Genomic DNA, 19,897 nt, shown 5'->3' on the forward strand with positions numbered 1-19,897 from the left:
GCAACAAGTCAAAAGCTTTAATTTCAGTACTGTTTCGCCTATTTTTTATATACATTGTTAGCTGTTTTTATTCATTTCTACTTCTATTTCATTATAATTTTCGAATGTAAAAATATTTATTACCCTAATATCGTATTTACTTTCTTCAATTTCAATTTCTGCAGAAAGTAGTTTAGCATATTCTCTTGGAATATAACCTAATTCTTTGCCTTCATTATAAACTAAAATGGCATAAGGATCATATTCATTTTCTTCATGTCGTTTGTAAGTCAAATAGTCATTAATACTTACTAATTTAGAGTTATCACTCATTCTATCATTAAATGAGGTTCCGTTTATTTTAAAACTGAAAGATTCAGGTATTTCTCTGTAGCTATTAGGTGTTAATTTTAATGAAACATTTCTAATATTTTGCTTATCAAAATCTGAAAGAACAAACGTGTCAATTTCCAAACTAGTTAAGTTGGATAGCCAAACAATAAATTCCTTGCCTTCTAATTTATTTGACGAGTCATATAAAAACTTTGAAACTTCTCTTCCTTTGATACCAAGTGACCTACACAAGCAACTTGAAGGCTCATTCAATCCAAATTTTAAATAACTAGAGAGGCTTTTTATGTTTTCAGGAAGTTCATTAACCTTTTTATTGAGTTTAAATCCCAAAATAGATATGAAAGAAGATATTCCCCAAGGATATAAATAATATAAAGCCTTAGATACAAAAATGTGAAATTGTGCAATCTCCATTTCCTTTATTTGCCATTTTTCTAATATCTCATTAATTGATTTTCCAATTACCCAGTCTTCGATTGTGTCATAAAAATCAGAAGGTTTAATTACAAATTTGTCTAATTTATAATCATGCATTTCATCAATATCATTTTCTGACAATAATTTTAAAAAACTATTGATTATACTTAGATAATTATCTTCATTAACAAACTCCTTTAAAGAATCTTTGTTATTATCTATATATTCATCTATTACAAGGTTACTTTTAAGAGATAAACCTGTTGTTTTAAAAGTTTGTAATTGTTTAAATGTTGCTTTTACTTCAATTGATTTAAAAATTTTAGTAAACCCCTTTTTTAAGGGCTCACTATCGAAATCTCTTTTATCCAACTGTACTTTAAACAAGCTATTGCTAATTATTTTTTCAATAACTTCTTGGTAATCTGTCCCTATGATTTCTTCAGTCATTAAATCTAACAGATATGTTTCGGATAGAATTGATAATAAATCATCTTGCTTTGTTTCAGAGATTCTTCCATCTAAAAGTGCATCAGCTAAAGAAAAGAAGAGACTATTTGCATTTTCGATATTATCTTTATTAATAAACTCTTTATATTTTCTCCTGTCAGTAGGTGAATTTATTATAAATACTATATTACCTTCAGTTTCTTTTCCCGCTCTTCCAGCCCTTCCAACGATATTCCAGAAATCTCTTTTTTGAATATAAATATTTTCTTCAGTTTCAAGATTTCTTCCTATTTGAGTCTCGTAAAATATTAAGTTTTTTATAGGAAAATTTAAACCCTGACCTATCGTATTTGTAGAAAGTAATACAGTTAAAAGTCCTTTTCTAAAATCACTTTCGACAGCGTTTCTAACTTGTTCAGGCATGTCACCATAATGAATTCCAATTCCTAAATTTATAGATTGAGTTATATATGAATCGTTTCCATACCATATATCAGCGTAATAAGATGATTCCTTAGTCTCATTTTCAATAAACCTTGAGGGCCTTTGCTCTTTTTCAATATTTGATAATAATTTCAAAAAAGCTGTTGCAACGGATTTTATTCTTGGTACTTGAGCACAAAAGACAAGTGTATTTCCTTCTTCAGAAAGTTTATAAGCCAATGTTGCAGCCGATTGAGGCTTATTATTTTTTAATGGAAAACGATTAGAGAATTCCTTTTCTACGATGAAAGAATATAATTTTGCTCCATATTTAATTTTAGTTTCTTCATCTTCTCTAATAACATTTTGAAATGTAATATTTCCTTTCTTTCCTTCCCATTCGAAATAGCTAATTAATTTTCTTGTAGGTTCCCATTCTTCATTTATTGGGCTCTCTTTATGTAAGAGTGACCTTAAAACATTTTCCTTTTTACCACTTAACCAAATGGCATATTCATTTGCGTTTTCACTTGGCATAACCGCAGAAATGAATAACGTCTTTAATTCAGGGATTTTTATTTTTAATCTAATTATTAAAAACTCTAATAATGTTGCTCTTGTGCTATAATCACCTATTATATGGCCTTCGTCTACAACCATAAATGAGATATCATTGAAGAAGTCTGGATTTAATCTAAGTAGCAAATCAATTTTTTCAGGTGTAGCAATTAATATATCTGTTTCTGATAATATTAAATCCTGAAATTCATCAACTTCATAACTACCTGATAAAGCAGAAACCGAATATCCCATTTTGGAAAAATATTTAGCTAACTCAATCTCTTTTTCACTAGTAAGCGCTCTAAAAGGAGCAATGTAAATACATTTCTTCTTTGGGTACTTTATCAAATATTTTAAAATTGATAATTCTGCTATAAAAGTCTTACCAGCACTTGTTGGCATTTGTATTACAAAATTTTCATCTTTTGCAATTAAACCACCTTCTATAGCTCTCAATTGCGAAGTCCATAATTCGAAAATTGATTTTCGTTTATCAATTTCCTTTATTCTATTATTAGCATAATAGTCATAAGCGAGTAGCTTAATGTATTTCCTCCAATTTTTACTACTTTCAATAAATTCATATTGATTAAGATTATTAAAGATTGAGCGATTTTCAAATAATACAACCCTTGTTTTTAATAAAAAAATCAGGTGTGATAAATACGTGTTACCAATGTTTAAAAAATACTTATACGCATCATCAAATTGGCTGATAAAGTTACTCTCATCTAGTTTTAAAATATAACTATACCAACTGCTAAGTGCTTTTTTAAATAATAAAAAACCTAAATCATCATTCTTATAAAGTTGAAGTTTACTTTGAGCTAAAGGTATTTTTTTTAATAAAATTAAAATTATTTGCTCAATAATTAGATTGTCGATTTCAACATTGATTAATTCAGCTTCAGATTTTAAAACTAAAGAATCTAATCTACTCGCAACACAAAATGCATTTGCTTGATAGCCAGATAGGTCATAGCATAATGCAGATTTCAACATCAAGTACTCTCTATCATATTTTTCATTAATGTCGCTTAAATCACTTAAATATTCATAAATCTCAGCACTTTCTTTTAAGCCTGAAATTGCGATTTTTCCATTTCCTTCATTATTAATCAACAAACAAGAATTGGAAGATAAAAACAATGCTCTATTATATAAAAAGCTTTCTTTATAGCTTCTCTTAAATTCAGCATTTAATTTCCAAGCAAAAATTTGATTTTTGTAATTACTTAATAAAGTATCTTTTAACAGTTCTTCAATGTCAGATTCAGTTTCTGTAATGTAGTCACTCTTACTTAGTATGTTTTCACTCATCTTTAAGAAGTTTTACTAATGCAGATTCTATATCATCCCAAGTATTTTGAACTAAATTTTGTAAATCTTCAATAAATATTAATGTTACTTTTAATGGATCTAATTGAGATGGTAGAACATTTAATTCATCAAGAATTTTCATGTCAAAATTGTCTTTGTCAATTATGAAAAACATTTCAAAATTACGTTTATAATTCTGTGGGTTTTTAACCATGTCTTTGAATTTTTTTGCTTCATCAAAATTTCTTTTTTCGAAAAATAATCTTTCAAAAAATTCTGCGATTGCTTCAGTGGGAGAGTTTTCGTCTTTTAATAAACTATTGTGTGCAACAACAGTTATATAAGACCTATTGGGAGATTTTCCTAACTTTTTCCTTGGGTCAAGCTTAGTTTTTATTTCATAATAATATAAATCAGTTATTGAGTCTCCTTTATTATATGCAAATAAATCAGTGCCAAATACAGCTTTATCTTTATTTACTTTCCATTGGAGTTTATTAATAGGGATTACCAATTTTTGAAAATACGCAACGATTAATGCTGATAAAATTTCTCCCCAATCTCCTTGTCTAACAGCTTTGTCAAAGTTAGAATTGTCTCCAGGAATTACTTGGTTCAAAACATAACTTCTAATTTCAGCTTCTGAAGATCCTTCTAGTTTATATTTATAAAAATCAATATTTCGATATGATGTAATTATCTGTTCTTGTAAATATTTTATCGTCTCGTTATCAGGTTTTGCTTTTTCACTTACATAAACAGACCTAAAAGAATAACTAGGAACCTGCTCGTTGTGTTCTAACCAATTGTTTATCATTTGTTATTCTATTTTTCTCTGTAAATATTTTAATAAATGTTTGTCATTTGCCATAGACCAAGCAATTCTTTGGTCTTCTAATGTAACTTCATAATTCTTTAAATAACCTTTTCCATAGATTCCGATTTTATTATCGATTTGTTCTTCTTCTATAGACTTTAATATTTCTCTAATTTTTTCACAAAGAAATAAATAACTTACAGCACTCTCTGCAATGTCTATTGTTTTTATATAGCTTATTATGTAACGATGTATTACTCTATTTCTCATATCGTAAAGTAAATTTAACTCGTTAAATATTTCTTCTGATATAATATTTAATGATTTTGCTTCTTTGTAAATAGTTCTTTCCATTATGCCTCTTTCATTTTCTTCTTGAAAAAGGTATTTAATTTGAATATTGTTGGTCTTTTCTTCTAATTGTTTTTTAAGCACAATAGAAATTCTTAGATAGGCATCAATTTGATTTGAAACGATTGCAATAATTTCTATATGAGATTTTGATTCTAACGCTCTTTCTCTTAAGTCATAAGAACTTGCTAACGAGCCGTTAAAATTATCATATTTGTTCAAGGCAATTGCATAGCTTCTGTCATCCACAGGTACTACTCTTAAACTCTCCAAAGCCTTTCTAGATTTTTTGACTAATTTTTTTACTTTAGAAGTTTTTCGGTCTTTTGCAGAATAAATACATTTAGCCATACAAAATTGGTCATCAACTTGAGCGTGCCACAAATACATATCAAACTCTTCATCATCCATTCTTGATTCTAGCCAATTAATTTTAGAATCACTTTTTTGAATAGGGAAATTCGGATTGACACCTCTTTCTGATAAAGGATAGCAACTTAATTGAAAACATCCAGTAGAATTTTCATATTGTTCAAAACTGTATGGTGATTTTTCTTCAATATGTTCGAATACTGCATTTTTGTATTGCCAATTCGCAGGAATATTTATAATGAAAATTCCGTTTGGTTCAGTCCAATGTTTTTCTGTCATATTCGGAATTTTTGTATTATACTGATATAGGTTGACCTTTTTTTAGGTTAATTTATACCGTTCAAAAGATTTTTTTAGCCGTTTAGAAGGCAAAAAATAATTTGAACTAGTTTTGTTTTCAAATTGTTAGTTCAGTCAAATTTACATTATTTCTTCGATATGATTTGTATTTGATGTTTGGATTTAAATGTACTTCAGCTGGCTTTCTTAATTCTAAGCTAAAATGGGTTCTTAAATTGTTGTAAATATATACTGCTTGTTTTGTTACTTCTTGAGCAATGGCAGTGTTTTTAATGCAATTTCTAAGTCCATATTCATATTTTAAAGTTCTATTAATTCGCTCTGCAATTGCGTTTTCATAAGGATCATATTGTTCTGTCATGCTCATCATTATGCCATTTTCTTCTGCAAATGCTGTGTATTTGGGGTTACAGTATTGAAAACCTCTGTCAGAATGATGTATTAATTTTTTATCAGGGTATTTTCTATTTTTAATAGCCATTTCTAGCGCTTCTGAACAAAGTGATGTCTTCATGTTGTTATCTAATTTATAGCCCATAATTTGTTTAGAATATGCATCTGTAACGATTGCTAGGTAATTGTGTCCATTGTCTGTTTTAATGTATGTTATATCGCTTACCCATAGTTGTTCTGGTCGAGTAGGAACTTGGTCTTTAATTAGGTTTTTATATTTTCTAAATTGATGATTAGAATTTGTTGTTGTTACATAGTTTTTAAGCTTAGGAACAAGTAAATTATGAAGCCTTAACACATCGTACAACTTGTCTCTACCGATTTTAATACCTTGTTTTATAAAGTCTTGTTTAAGTTCATCATATAACTTAATTCCGCCAGTTCTCATACCAACTAATTTTCGATATTCTTGTATCATTGCGATGACTTTTTCATCGTTTAGTCGTTTGTTTTCTTGGGTTTTGAGTCTTTTGTAGAAGGCTTGTTTACTAATCCCAAAACACTCATAGAACCATTTTCTTTTAAACGGTTTTTCTTTTTTAGTTCTATCTCTTTCGCTAATGTTTTGGGCAACGACTTTTTTGACAAATCGACTCCAGTAATGATTTCCATGTCAGCAATAATATCTTGTTGAAATTCCTTTACAAACTCCAATTCTTCAATACGTTCCTTTAGTTTTTTAATCTCATCTAATTTACTCATACCTGTATTTTGTTGGACTAAAGTACTATATTTTTTGATCCAATACCCAATTGTAGTTCTAGGAACATCATATTTTTTGGAAGCAAAGTTTGTGGAAATCTGTCCATTCTGAATTTGGTCAACGACGAATAATTTGAGTTCTAAAGTTGCTTTTTCGTACGTTTTTTTTCGCCAGGGTTGTTTTTGAGCTTTCATAAGTGACTATAATTAAGTGTTTAATTTTTAGTCAACCTATTTCAGGAAAGTACATTTCTCTAATTACAGCTAACGTTGTTGTGTAAGGTTTGTTGCGTAAATTTAGCTAAAAATAACCAATAATTACAGACTTTTACGCTTGCGAGATTTTTCGCCAGAAAAACCTTAAAAAGCAATAAATTTTACACGGTGTTGTGATGCGTTTTATTTCACTTTACTGATTCAAATATTTCATATAACTTTGACTTCAAAACTATAACATAATGAACTCAATAAATTTCAATGTCTTGTCAATCCTTAATGAAAATGAAATATTTCAAACAGAAGTAAATCAAATTCCTATTATATTTAGAGTTAATAAGGAGAAAATTGATTTTTCGGAATTTGAAAATTTAACAGATTACGAAAAAAGTAAAAGAACAATAATCATTGAAAAAGTCAATAATTTGGATTTATATAGAACATCTAAATTTAAAGAAGGTTTTGAAGATTTTTCATTGTTATTATCTTCTAAACTCTCTGATATTAAAAAGATATAATTCTTTTAAAACTTACCATCAGCATCATAAATGCTATTATAATGTAGGTTGTCATCATAAATTTCTATATATATCCCAGCAGGATACTTTTCTGAATTGTCATAATGCAGTGTCATTCCAACCGAAATATCTTTGTCATACCAAGTATGAGTATATGCAACTATGTTAGCGCTGTAACTGGTTTCTTTTCCAAATTGTTGTCTTAAACCAATTAAAATCTTTTGTAAATCTTGTTTATATAGTTGATTATATTGAACAATGATTTTGGTTAAAGTATTTCCGCTAAATCCAAGATGGAGTTTGTCCCAAGTTTGATAAAAGACAGCTGAAGGCTTATTTGCAGTATAGGTGTAAAATGTTCTTTCATCGGTTAACCCTTTCCATTTACTTTGAAAGTCAAGTTGGTGAGAGTACGTGCTATAATTATCTCCAAAACTGAATTTTTTAAATCCATTTTTCTCTTTTAAAGCAAGTATGTTTCCTTGCGCTATTGTATAGGATAATGGAGATAGAAATATTAAAGTGAAAATGATAGTTTTAATTTTCATAAATTTTAATTATTTTTGGTTAATGCATCACAACTAGTTATATACAAGTAATTATTTGGCTTACTATTTAAACATATCGTGATAATAAAAGGTTTTGATTTTCATTATCATGCTTATTGATTTTCTATTTTACTTTCCCCATGAGTTCTTTGATTAAGAAATAGATTAAGTAAATTTTTACATTCTTTTTCAATAGCTGTTAAATTTACACAAAAAATCAGTTATAAAACAACTACAACTAGGTATATATAAATTTATTAAATTTTAACTCCTCGGATCTACCGCTACACTCATCTTTTTAGATTGAATTACATTCATACTACAAAATCCATAACGATTGGTGATTTTTCCAAAACAACCATAAATTCCCATTCCGTTTACTGGGTATTGATGTACAACATTTGTAAAATGTACGGCATCAAAATAATGACCATCTTGATCAATAAAAGTACTTAGTCTCATTAATTTATTTTGAGACGTTTTGTTAAAGCGAGTAGTTACCAATAAACCATAAATTAAAACATGCTGATTCTCAAAATCAATCATTTGTTTTGCTTTAATACTTGGCAGAAAAGGTTCAGTCACCAGTTTAAAATAATCATGCACAGTAAACCCTAATAATTCCATTTCATCATAGACTTTTTCTAACCAATGAGATTCTAGTTTTGGCAATTCATACTTTACTTGTTCTGTCTTAAAAAGCAGTTCTTGTTTTGTTTTTTGTTTGGTAGCTTTCAATTTAAAAATAGCTTGCCACAATAGTTGCTTTTTGGTTTTATGTGAAAAACGAAAAGCATCAATTCTAATTAAAATGGTTAGTTGTTCAATACTAATTACAACACGATCTATAAAGTTCTCTAAAGAGGTAAAATCCCCATGTAATTGTCTTTCTGTTAACAATCTTTGAATGGTTAAATGCTCTAAACTTTTTAAATATCCAAAACCTAAATAAATAGTTTTATCTATAACAATATTAGGGTGATTACTTTTATTGATACAAGGCAATTCAATAATTGCTCCTTGCATTTTTGCTTCATGGATATAATGTTCCGTTGAATAAAAGCCACCTCCATTATTTAAAACAGCGACCATAAATTCTATGGGATAATAACATTTTAAAAACATACTTTGATAGCTTTCTACAGCATAAGAAGCCGAATGTCCTTTTGCAAAAGCATAGCCTGCAAAACTTTTAATTTGATTCCATACTTCAAAAATTAAAGCATCTTTATGCCCTTTTTTTCTACAGTTTGCAATAAACTTATCTTCTACAGCTTTAAATTCTGATAATGATCTGTATTTCCCACTCATTCCACGTCTTAAAACATCTGCTTCACCCAATGTTAAGTCTGCAAACTTACTCGCCACCTTCATCACATCTTCTTGATAAACCATTACACCATAGGTCTCTGGCATAATTTCTAACAAAATAGGATTCGCTTCTTTTCTTTTTTCTGGAAAACGATGTCTTTTTATAAATTCATCTTTCATTCCTGATCCCGAAACTCCTGGTCTAATAATTGAACTTGCAGCCACTAATCCTAAATAATCTTGGGTTTGTAGTTTTTGCATCAATCCTCTCATTGCTGGAGATTCTACATAATAAGCACCAATGGCTCCACCTGACTTTAATAAATCATTGATTTTTTTATCTTTTTTAAAACTTTCTACATCCGTAATATCTATGGGAGGATCATTTGGTCTGTTTCTTTTTATAATTTCTAAGGCTTCTTTAATTTTTGCCAAACCTCGTTGTCCTAAAATATCAAACTTAAAAACACCTACATCATCTGCAATGTTCATGTCAAACTGAACTGTTGGAAATCCTTTTGGAGGTAAACTTGTTGCTGAATAATAATGTATTGGTTTATCTAAAATCAATATCCCTGCAGAATGGACACTTACATAATTCGGAAAACCCTCAATTAGTTTACCATATTTTAAAACCAACGTTGCAATACTATCCGTTTCTTGCTGTTTAATTCCCTTACTTAATTTATCTATTTCCTCTTTTGGCAATCCAAATACTTTTCCTAATTCTCTAATGACTGCTTTATACTTAAAAGTATTGTAGGTTGCTAAAAGTGCTGTGTTTTTAAAGCGTTTAAAAATATAGTTGGTAACATCTTCTCTATCTTTCCATGAAAAGTCAATATCAAAATCAGGTGGAGAAGCTCTAAAAGGATTGATAAAACGTTCAAAGTACAAATCTAATTCTACAGGATCTACATCTGTAATACCAATAATATAAGCAACAATACTATTGGCTCCACTCCCCCTTCCTACATGAAAGTATCCTTTACTTTTTGCATAACTCACAATATCATAATTGATTAAAAAAAAGGAAACAAACTTTAAATCAATAATTACTTTCAATTCTTTCTCAAGTCGATCGTGTACTTTTTGAGTTGGATTTTTATAACGTTTATGTAAGTTGTTTTTACATAAATCTAATAACATATTGCAATCTTTTTCAAAACTATTGCAATACTTTTTAAGATTTTGGTTTTTTCTATCTTCGTGAAAGTCAAAAAACGTATTACAACCTTGCAATACTTTTTCTGTGTTTGCAATACTATTTGGAAACTCCTTATAAAACGCTAACAATTCTTTTCTTTCATGCATTACATCTGTTGTAAGACATTGTTCTGTTGTAGGAAGTTTACTTAATAAAGTATTGTTATCTATGGCTCGTAACAATCTGTGTGCGTTAAAATCTTTTTTATTTCGGATGGTAACCTGTTGTTGTATCACAATTCTATCTTCAAACTTCTTTAAATGAGAAAAACGGAGTTTATTAATTTCTGCAATAGAAACTCCAATAAATTCATTCTCTTTAAAAGAGGTCATGTTTAACTGCAATACTTTTTCAAATGGATAAACAATAAATACATCTTCTAAATAACTTGGAGTATCTGGAATATCGGTTTTAGATTCTAAAAAAGTAGATAAGTATTGATTGATATTTTGAAAACCAACATTACTTTTTGCAAGTGCTACAAATTGTTGGGAATTTCCATTTCTGAAATCAACACCAATTACAGGTTTAATGTTATACTTTTTAGCTTGTTGTATAAAATTCATACAAGCAGAAGTATTGTTGATATCTGTAAGCGCAATACTTTTGATATTGTTTTCTTTTGCGAGTTCTAGTAGTTCTATTTCCGAAAAAGTACCATAACGTAAGGAATAATAGGTATGACAGTTTAAATACATAAAGCAATCAATTATTGTTTTCTATGTGCAAGAACCAAAGGAGGTTCTCCATTAAAAGGATTGCTAAAACGACCAATAGATTTTGCTCCCATAGAAGCTGCTCTCATAATACTTTTATCTCCATATTTATTTCTAACAGTATCCATTGCATTGTATAAATCCAATAGTTGTTCTGTATCGTCAAACAAATTAATTTGGTAATTACCACTGACAATGTCAGATACTTTTACCCCCACCAATCGAATTAACAATCTTCGTTGATATAATTGTTTAAACAATTCTAAAACAGCAGGAATGATAATGTGATCTGCACTTGTATAGGGAATTTTTATTTGCTTGTTATACGTGTTAAAATCTGAATATCTAATTTTTACACTAATCACACCTGCTAACTTATCTCCTTTTCTCAATTGATAAGCTAAATTTTCTGCCATTGCAAAAATGGTTTCTTTTAACTTTATCATATCAATTGTATCTTTAGTGTAGGTTCTTTCTGTGGATAAAGATTTACGTTCGTGAAAAGCAATAATGGGTGGATTATCTATTCCGTTTGCACGTTTCCAAATAGTTTTTCCATTTTTCCCTAAAACGCTTATCATCATTTCTAAAGGCATTTCTTGAATTACTTTTATTTTTTCTACACCTAAATTCCTTAAAATTTGATACGTTTTTTCTCCAACTGATGGAATTTTACGAATTGATAATGGTGCCAGAAATTCTTTCTCAAACCCTGCATCAATCAACAATTGATTATTGGGTTTTGCTTCTCCTGTTGCTACTTTAGATACGATTTTGTTTTGTGACATTCCGAAAGAAATAGGCAAACCACTTTCTTTTATAATTCGCTGACGTAATTCAGAAGCGTATTTATAACTCCCAAAAAAAGCATCCATTCCAGAAAGGTCTGCATAAAATTCATCAATACTCGCTTTTTCAAAAATGGGTACTTTTTCTTTGATGATTTCTGTAACAATATTTGAGTATTTAGAATAAATACTCGTATTTCCTCTAATAACAATTGCTTCAGGACATAACTTTCTAGCAATTTTCATTGACATACCTGAATGCACGCCAAAAGTTCTCGTTTCATAACTACAAGCTGCCACAACTCCACGATCTCCTGTTCCTCCAACCAACAACGGTTTTTTTTGCAATCGACTATCAATCAATCGTTCACAAGAGACAAAAAAAGTATCTAAATCGAGATGTAAAATATTTTTCTTCACACCACAAAATTAGCTACAAACACAAACAATTATTGCTTACATTTGTAGTATTATGAAAATTATATCCAAAAACATACGTCATTTAAGAAGTTTAAAAGCGCTTTCACAAGAGCGTTTAGCTGATGATTTAAATGTAACAAGATCAAGAATAGGTTCTTATGAAGAGAACAGGTCTTCACCTACTTTAGAGTTTTTAATAGATTTCTCTAACTATTTTAAAGTACCTATTGATATATTATTGAAAAACGACCTTACCAAAACTAAAGATATTTCGTTTATAGAAGTTGGAAGCAAACGTGTTTTATTTCCAATTACAGTTGATGACGAAAATGAAAATTTAATTGAAGTAGTTTCTGCTAAAACTTCTGCTGGTTATTTATTAGGGTATGATGATCCTGAATATATTGAGCAGTTAGAAAAAATAAAATTACCTTTTTTACCTACTGGTAAACACAGAGCATTTCCTATTAAAGGAGATTCCATGTTACCTATGAAAGATGGATCTTATGTGGTTGCTGAATTTGTAGAAAATATTACAGATGTTAAAAATGGAACGTCTTATATCATAGTCACTAAAAATGATGGTATGACCTACAAAAGAGTCTATAATCAAATTGAAGAGAAAGGAAGTTTACTTTTAAAACCTGATAACAGAGAATATCAGTCTTATGAAGTTCCTTTAGAGGAAGTTTTAGAACTATGGAAATTTACTTGTAGCATAAATACGCAAGAGTATGAAGAACATGAACTAAAATTGAGTAGTATTATGCAAATGTTTAATGGTTTAGGTGTTGAATTGAAACAATTAGAAAAATCTTTAAAAATGAGTTAAAAAAATCAATTTTAACCTTTAAGGAATAAAAATCTTAATTATATTTGAATAGAAATTATATATAAATCCGAGTACACGATTCAGTACACGATTTAGTTAAAATAAAGCATAAAAGCGTGAAATTAGGGTGTTTTGTTAAATTCATAACCCTGAGGTCACGGGTTCAAATCCCGTTCTCGCTACTATTTTAAATCAATAAAAAACAACAGTTTAGGTCTCTAAACTGTTTTTTTATGCAATCAATTTACCATTACCTTACCCTTACAACAGAAATTGAACACGATTTTGAACACGATTCTAAAGTTTTAAACCTTTTTTCTTCCCCAAAAATCTATACAGCAAAAGGAGATTTATCTAAGCGATGGTACATCTATTTTTCCTTCAGAAATCCAAAAACAGGGAAATTGGAACGAATGGCAAATGTATATGGTAAAGTAAACCAATACAAAACCAAAGAGAATAGAATGAGCATCTTGTCTTCTTATAGAAAAAACTTGTTGTTTTTACTAAAACAAGGCTTCAATCCTTTCATAGATAACTCCGAGTTGTATGAGCAGTTGAAAAATCACACTGTTGATATAGAACTAGAAGAAACTCTTAAAGAAGAAGCAATATCTCCATCAAAAATAAACGAATCTGTAAAAAATGCTGTAAAGGAAGCCCTAGATGAAAATATGATTACTTCACTTTTAGAAAATGTAATTCTAAAGGGAGACTTATCTAAAACAACCAAAAAACCTATAAAAAACAACCAAAAAGAAATTCACATAAAAGAACAAAATACTGGGAATAAGAATCAAGAAGAAATGTCTATTGTAAAAGCTTTTGACTTTGCGCTAAGCTTAAAAGAAAAGGCAGTAAGTAGTGGAACGATAAAAGATTATAAAAGAAAAGCAAAACTTTTTATTATTTGGATGGAAGAAACGCATCCAACCAAAAAGAATATAAGAGAAATTTCTAGAAAAGATTTATTAGATTATTTTAATGGAATTGTTTTAAAAACAAGCGCAAGAAATCGTAATAATTACAGAACAGAATTAGGAAGTATCTTCCAAGTATTAAAAAATAATGAATTGGTTGCTGAAAACTATATTCAATCAATTCCTGTATTAAAATCCAAAACAGAAAGAAATAAGGTTTACACATTAAAAGAGCAACAAAATATATTTGAATATTTAGAAAAACAAGATCAACTATTATTACTATTCATAAAATTCGTTTCTTATAGTTTCATTAGACCTATTGAGGTTTGTAGAATAAGAATTAAGGACATTAATTTAGAAACTAAAACCGTTCAATTTAAGGCTAAGAATAGCCCTTTAAAAACAAAAATTATTCCTAGTATTTTATTTGATGAATTACCAGATTTATCAAAGTTAGATAAGGAATCCTTTTTATTTACTCCAGAAACAATTGGAGCTTTCTGGGATGCAAATGAAACTAATAGAAGAGATCATTTTTCTAAAAGATTTAGAAAAGTTGTAAAAGACCATTTTAAATTGAATGAAGATTATGGAATTTATAGTTTTAGACATACCTTTATCTCAAAATTATATAGAAAACTGAGAGAAAATGCTTCTCCTTTTGAAGCTAAGAGTAATTTAATGCTGATTACAGGACATAAATCAATGAGTGCATTGGAAAAATATTTAAGAGAAATTGATGCAGAGTTGCCAGAAGATTACTCAAAATTATTTAAGTAAAAAATGAGCAAAGAAACTAGAAAAGTAAATGTAATTTATCAGGAGCTTAGAAAGAGGGTATTTTACCCTCTTTTACTCAATTCCTCAAAATTCTATTTCGAACACTTAATTGAACAAGTACAAATCTAACAAATAGAATGGGGGTTTGATGTTTTGATATTAGCAAGAAAAAAAATGGATATTGTCTTTATTGACGATAAAGATGAATCACAAGAAATTTTAAATAAACGGAGTCTTTTAAACGAAAACTTGTTTGATTTAGTAGACTGTCAAATAGAACTCAAACCTGATTAATTTTTCTTTTTTACCTAAAAAACTGCTATAACAATACCCAATATGTTACCTAATAATACTATTGCTTAGCTCAAACTCACTTTATTTAACAACTTTTTTATAACTCCATAATAGTATAAAAATCAAGTGCAATTATTTTACATTGCCTATATTATGCGTTAATTATACGTAAAATTAACGCATAATTCAACTATAGATATACTTAAATTCATAATTATTTTTAATAAAAATAAAGAGTATTATATAAAACAAAAATTTAAACTAAAGACTTTTCAAAGCATCTAACTCCACTCCTATCACAAATAACATTTGTGTAATACAAAACTTGATTTGTGTTACAAGTATTTTATCAATCCTTTTAAAGTATCTCCTTCATATTTTGATAATGATTTTTCTTGGAAAAATCAAGATAATGTAACTAACTATAGTTTTACTCCCAATAAATACAAATCATTGCTTACAACTTACCATACATTTAAATACAGAAGTATAATTTGATAATTAAGAAAAATATTTGAATTACCTAAAAAAGACATTGATACACAAAGTTAAGACTTCTAAATAACAAAAAACGTTTTTCAATAGTACCGAAACTCCCTAAAATAAGGCTTTAAAACAAAAAAGTAACAGTTTAGCAAAAACAAAAAATAGTTAGTATTGCAAAATTAGTTTTAAATGGAAAATTAATTGAAGGATTCCCCAATTACCTCAATGTTCATTCAGCAGGAATTTTAATTTTAGAAAAAACCGATTCTTCAGTATACTACAACGAATCTTACGTCAAAAGGATATTCTACTATTCAACTTGATTTGAATATTACTGATGATGTAGATATTTTTAAGTTTGATATTATACGGCAACATGGTTTTACTAAAGTTAAAAAAACTCTTGAAATTATAAAAAATAAACCCAGTAATTTTTCAATTGGTATTAAAGATGTAGAATAATTTAAAACTAAAAGACATTGTGTATATCTTTACATTACACTCGAATCAAAAATCAACGAATTAAATCTATTAAAGCACAAAGCTACATACTTCTTATTTAGTTTATTTTCACTACATTAGATAATTATTTAGCTATGAAATCTATTATTTTACTTCCTAACATTCATAAGGGTTCAAATATTGTTATGATTAATTTTCCTTTTGATCAGGAAATAAAAAATCATTTAAAATTATTACCCGAGGTACAATGGAGCCAAAATTTGAAATCTTTCTACATTAAAGATTCTTCAAGTAATAGGAGTTTATTATATAACCATATTCGACTAAAAAAATGGTTTGTTAATTATGAAAAACTTAAAAAAAAAGTTATACCTCCGTCAGAAGAAATCTACAAATTGGTCTTACCTGCTTTATCTATCGACTTAACTTCAGAATTAAAAAAAAGTTTAAAAGATGGTTGCAACAAAAAAGATTAAGTGAGAATACTGTTAATACTTATGTGGAAGTAACTGCATATTTTCTTCGTTATGGATTACTAAAAAAAAATGAAGATTATTCAATAAAATTAATTGAACAGTTTAACTATGACTTTATATTTAGAGCAAACAGATCCGTATCCTATCAAAATCAATGTATTAATGGAATCAAAAAATTTCTTTTTTTTAAAGGTATAGAAATTAATTTATTAAATATTGAAAGACCTAAGAAAGAAAAGAAATTACCAGCAGTTTTAAGTGTTGCAGAAATTAAAGCCATATTTAATAATCTTACAAATCTAAAGCATAAAACATTATTAAGTCTTCTTTATTCTGGTGGACTCAGAATTGGGGAAGCATTAAATTTAAAAGTTGATGATATTGATAGCAAAAGAATGTTAATTCATATTAAGCAAGCTAAGGGGAAAAAAGACAGGTATACTTTGCTCTCGTATTCTTTTTTAATACTTCTTAGAGAGTACTATTTAGCTTATAAACCTAAAGTTTTTCTTTTTGAAGGGCAAAATGGACATAAATACAGTGGTGCCAGTGCTCAAGCTGTGTTAAAAAAAGCATTGAAAAATACTAAAATTACAAAAAAGGTTACATTACATACTTTAAGACACTCTTTTGCAACACATTTATTAGAAAATGGAACAGATATTAGGTATATACAAGAATTATTAGGTCATAGTAGCCCAAAAACTACAATGATATATACTCATGTTACAAAAACTAGTCTTAAAAATATTAAAAATCCTTTTGATGAATTGTAGGAATAAATTACTTTTAAAGAATCATATTCAATGTATAAATATAATCATAAAACTTCAGCATATAAACCCAAATAAGAGATATATACTGATATAACATAAGCATATAAACAAGTTACCACCAATTAAAAAGTATCAAAGATAAAATGATAGATTGGAATCAAATAGAAAAAGAAATCATAGCGGAAACAAAAGATGTTATATCTATTGATAGAAAAATCAACTTAGATAAAATAGCATCACTTTTCATTGACGTTCTGAGATTTAGTGTTGATGATAAAGCCATAAATGGGATTGAAACTCGTTTACCGAATGCCCTTGAAAAGATTCTTGTCAAACCAATATCCAGAATAGATAAAAACGCATATTTCCCAGAAGCAAGTCAAATAGAACCCTATCTAAGAAAGATTCTATATCTTGTTAAACCATCTGTCTACGTAGCAATAAAAAATGATAAAAAGAAAGCACTTGGAGCTATTATTTCATTGCTTGAATTAAACCCAAATAAGGTTGATTTTTCTTGGACAAGCCTTTCAGCTAGTCAAAAATCTTATTTCGCTGAACATTTAATCAAGGCATATAATTTACGAAATCTAGAAGGCCATAATTGCACAGAATGGACAAATGCAAAACTCTACGATGAACTTAGAAGCGTTCTAGTAATTTATCTATACGCCACATATAAGTATCAAAGGGAATTGAAAATAGCAATTAATCCATTTGACGTATCAAACTATCTCAGAAAAGAGATTCAAAGAATTAAAGTTTTGCAGTCTCGATTTGTCCATATTGACGGTAAGGAAGAAATAGATGGTATTAACCTATACGCCAAGGAGCTACTGGAAGATGATGAGATAGATAAAGATGAATCTCAAAATATTCGGGAAGGGACAATTGATAGTTTAAGGAAATCCATCAAAGAAAAGAAAATGATAATATTGGGTGATGTTGGAATGGGAAAAAGCACCACATTGCTGTTCCTACACCTTCAAGATGCTCAATCAGCTATCGTTGATAGTAATAAGAACATACCTATATACCTTGAATTAAAAAACTTAACAGATAAAGACGATCTATTTGAAAAACTGAAATCAAAACTGAATATTGATAAGGATGTTGCAGAGACATTATTTGAAAAAGGGAGAATTAATCTATTCTTAGATGGTCTTAATGAAATTGAAAAGAAAATAAAAGTTTCAATTTTTAACCAAATCAATAATTTAATTGAAAATTATCCTGATAATTTTTATTTAATTACCAGCAGACCTCAACATTACAACAGAGAATTTGATAGTGACTTAGTCAATAGAAAAATACCAGTTTTTACACTTCAAAAAATGGTGGATAGTCAAATAGAAGAGTTTCTTACAAAGAATGGGAAAAAGGTAAAAGACTATATTCTAAATGAAATAAATAATAATAATAGACTAAAAAGAATCGTACGAAATCCGTTAATGCTAACAATGCTAATTGGAGTTGTTTTAAAAGATGGAAAAATCCCCAATGAAAAAGGTAAAATAATAAGAGCATTTATGTTCAGTCTTTATGATAGGGAACAAAAACAGATTTTTGATTTTGATATAGATCTTTTCCACTTGTTATTATGCTATTTGGGTTTTCAAACAAGAGATCTAACAGGTTCTAATTCAAGTTTGGAAAGAGATGAATACATAATTCCAATTCTTCAAGAAAGAAAAAAGGAGCTTGGTTTAGAAATCAATTTACTTAGGTTTTTAAGAAAAGCAATTGATTTAAACATTCTCGTTAATGACAGTAATCAGTTTAGTTTTAGTCACGAATTATTTCAGGAATACTATGCTGCCGAGTTCCTACATGCATTGAATGAATAAATTTAAAAAAAATAAAGACCTATTAGCTAAATATAAAAACAATGCTGATTGGCATGGAGTTTTAAGTCTTTATTCTGGATTATACGAAAGAAAAAGCAACAGAAATGATTATATAATAAATTTAGTAGATACAAATCCTCAATTAGCAGTTCAATGTGAATTAAATTCAACTCGAGAAGACCGAAATTTTAATAATCGACTTAAAAAAAAATTAATAGCCAATACTCGATCTTTTGCAAATCCAAAACTATTTACTGAAAATTTCATCGCATTAATCCAAATTTTGGATACTAAAGATTTATTGAATGTTGTAAAAGTTAAAAGAAAGTATGTCCATAGGATGATTAAGATAATATTGAATGAAAAACCAAATATTTTATGGGATTTATTTATAGAGTTCATTCAAGATAAACGTCACAACCAAAGGCTTTTGTGGTTTATTGAAAGACTTCCTTCCAAATCTTTATCGATAACAAATATTGCTGAAGAGAGATGTTTTAATTTTATCTGTGAACACCTTCATTCTAATAAAAGATATTTTCACTTAAAAAGGTTAACTAAGTCAGTTTATAAAATAGATGAATAATATTAGAAGATTAATTGAATTCTTCCACTTTTCTGTTCTAATCAAAAATTGAGAAATATCTTTAAAGGCCCTGAAACAGATTGTAGAGGAGAAAAATCATTATAATTTTCAACAACCTGCATTGATGAAATTGAAAAATTCTGACTAAACTCTATTACTGAAAACTATAGTTGAAGATTAGAAAAATAATTAAAAACTGGTGGTAACACCGT

At 28.3% G+C, this 19,897-nt stretch carries 15 protein-coding genes; 7 read left to right on the forward strand and 8 right to left on the reverse strand.

Going from position 1 to position 19,897, the window contains the following annotated elements; translation table 11 throughout:
- Positions 1 to 57: 57 nt before the first annotated feature.
- From H0I27_RS12800 to H0I27_RS12820, 5 genes are all read right to left on the reverse strand, one after another.
- On the reverse strand, positions 58 to 3,504 hold the full coding sequence (locus H0I27_RS12800) for a DEAD/DEAH box helicase (protein ID WP_218731062.1): 3,447 nt from the start codon (positions 3,502 to 3,504) through the stop codon (positions 58 to 60).
- On the reverse strand, positions 3,497 to 4,321 hold the full coding sequence (locus H0I27_RS12805; protein ID WP_218731063.1) for a Hachiman antiphage defense system protein HamA: 825 nt from the start codon (positions 4,319 to 4,321) through the stop codon (positions 3,497 to 3,499). The genes H0I27_RS12800 and H0I27_RS12805 overlap by 8 nt, the downstream gene beginning before the upstream one ends.
- A 3-nt stretch (positions 4,322 to 4,324) precedes the next feature.
- Positions 4,325 to 5,323 carry a hypothetical protein gene (locus H0I27_RS12810; RefSeq protein ID WP_218731064.1) on the reverse strand — a complete coding sequence of 333 codons (999 nt, stop codon included), beginning with the start codon at positions 5,321 to 5,323 and terminating at the stop codon, positions 4,325 to 4,327.
- A gap of 118 nt (positions 5,324 to 5,441) precedes the next feature.
- Positions 5,442 to 6,290 carry an IS3 family transposase gene (locus H0I27_RS12815; protein WP_254712881.1) on the reverse strand — a complete coding sequence of 283 codons (849 nt, stop codon included), beginning with the start codon at positions 6,288 to 6,290 and terminating at the stop codon, positions 5,442 to 5,444.
- The gene (locus tag H0I27_RS12820) at positions 6,236 to 6,694 is read right to left on the reverse strand and encodes a helix-turn-helix domain-containing protein (protein WP_218761396.1); all 459 of its coding nucleotides are present in this window, start codon (positions 6,692 to 6,694) and stop codon (positions 6,236 to 6,238) included. The genes H0I27_RS12815 and H0I27_RS12820 overlap by 55 nt, the downstream gene beginning before the upstream one ends.
- 263 nt (positions 6,695 to 6,957) lie before the next feature.
- Here H0I27_RS12820 and H0I27_RS12825 point away from each other — a divergent pair, with 263 nt between their 5' ends.
- The gene (locus H0I27_RS12825) at positions 6,958 to 7,233 is read left to right on the forward strand and encodes a hypothetical protein (protein ID WP_218731065.1); all 276 of its coding nucleotides are present in this window, start codon (positions 6,958 to 6,960) and stop codon (positions 7,231 to 7,233) included.
- Between the two features lie 5 nt (positions 7,234 to 7,238).
- Here H0I27_RS12825 and H0I27_RS12830 read toward each other — a convergent pair whose 3' ends face one another.
- The 3 genes from H0I27_RS12830 to dinB all read right to left on the reverse strand — a co-directional run bounded on the left by H0I27_RS12830 (position 7,239) and on the right by dinB (position 12,223).
- Positions 7,239 to 7,781, reverse strand: coding sequence for a hypothetical protein (locus H0I27_RS12830; RefSeq protein ID WP_218731066.1), 543 nt, complete (start codon positions 7,779 to 7,781; stop codon positions 7,239 to 7,241).
- 264 nt (positions 7,782 to 8,045) lie between these two features.
- Positions 8,046 to 10,997 (reverse strand): DNA polymerase III subunit alpha, encoded by a 2,952-nt coding sequence (locus H0I27_RS12835; protein ID WP_218731067.1) that lies wholly within the window; start codon positions 10,995 to 10,997, stop codon positions 8,046 to 8,048.
- Positions 10,998 to 11,008: 11 nt separating this feature from the next.
- Complete coding sequence (gene dinB / locus H0I27_RS12840; protein ID WP_218731068.1) at positions 11,009 to 12,223, reverse strand: DNA polymerase IV; 1,215 nt, start codon at positions 12,221 to 12,223, stop codon at positions 11,009 to 11,011.
- A gap of 52 nt (positions 12,224 to 12,275) precedes the next feature.
- Between dinB and H0I27_RS12845 the strand changes: the two genes are divergently transcribed.
- The 6 genes from H0I27_RS12845 to H0I27_RS12865 all read left to right on the forward strand — a co-directional run bounded on the left by H0I27_RS12845 (position 12,276) and on the right by H0I27_RS12865 (position 19,685).
- Entirely contained in the window at positions 12,276 to 13,055 is a 780-nt protein-coding gene (locus H0I27_RS12845; RefSeq protein WP_218731069.1) for a LexA family transcriptional regulator, read from the forward strand.
- 233 nt (positions 13,056 to 13,288) lie between these two features.
- Positions 13,289 to 14,758 (forward strand): tyrosine-type recombinase/integrase, encoded by a 1,470-nt coding sequence (locus H0I27_RS12850; protein ID WP_218731033.1) that lies wholly within the window; start codon positions 13,289 to 13,291, stop codon positions 14,756 to 14,758.
- Between the two features lie 1,376 nt (positions 14,759 to 16,134).
- A complete protein-coding gene (locus tag H0I27_RS17645) occupies positions 16,135 to 16,476 on the forward strand; it encodes a hypothetical protein (protein WP_254713090.1) in 342 nt (113 codons plus the stop codon).
- Complete coding sequence (locus H0I27_RS12855) at positions 16,458 to 17,252, forward strand: tyrosine-type recombinase/integrase (RefSeq protein ID WP_254713091.1); 795 nt, start codon at positions 16,458 to 16,460, stop codon at positions 17,250 to 17,252. Before H0I27_RS17645 ends, H0I27_RS12855 begins: the two co-directional genes overlap by 19 nt.
- 143 nt (positions 17,253 to 17,395) lie before the next feature.
- Positions 17,396 to 19,099, forward strand: a complete 1,704-nt coding sequence (locus H0I27_RS12860; RefSeq protein ID WP_218731070.1) for an NACHT domain-containing NTPase — start codon at positions 17,396 to 17,398, stop codon at positions 19,097 to 19,099.
- On the forward strand, positions 19,092 to 19,685 hold the full coding sequence (locus H0I27_RS12865; protein ID WP_218731071.1) for a hypothetical protein: 594 nt from the start codon (positions 19,092 to 19,094) through the stop codon (positions 19,683 to 19,685). Before H0I27_RS12860 ends, H0I27_RS12865 begins: the two co-directional genes overlap by 8 nt.
- Positions 19,686 to 19,897 lie beyond the last annotated feature (212 nt).

The sequence above is a fragment of the Polaribacter sp. HaHaR_3_91 genome (assembly GCF_019278525.1).
Taxonomy (GTDB): Bacteria; Bacteroidota; Bacteroidia; order Flavobacteriales; family Flavobacteriaceae; genus Polaribacter.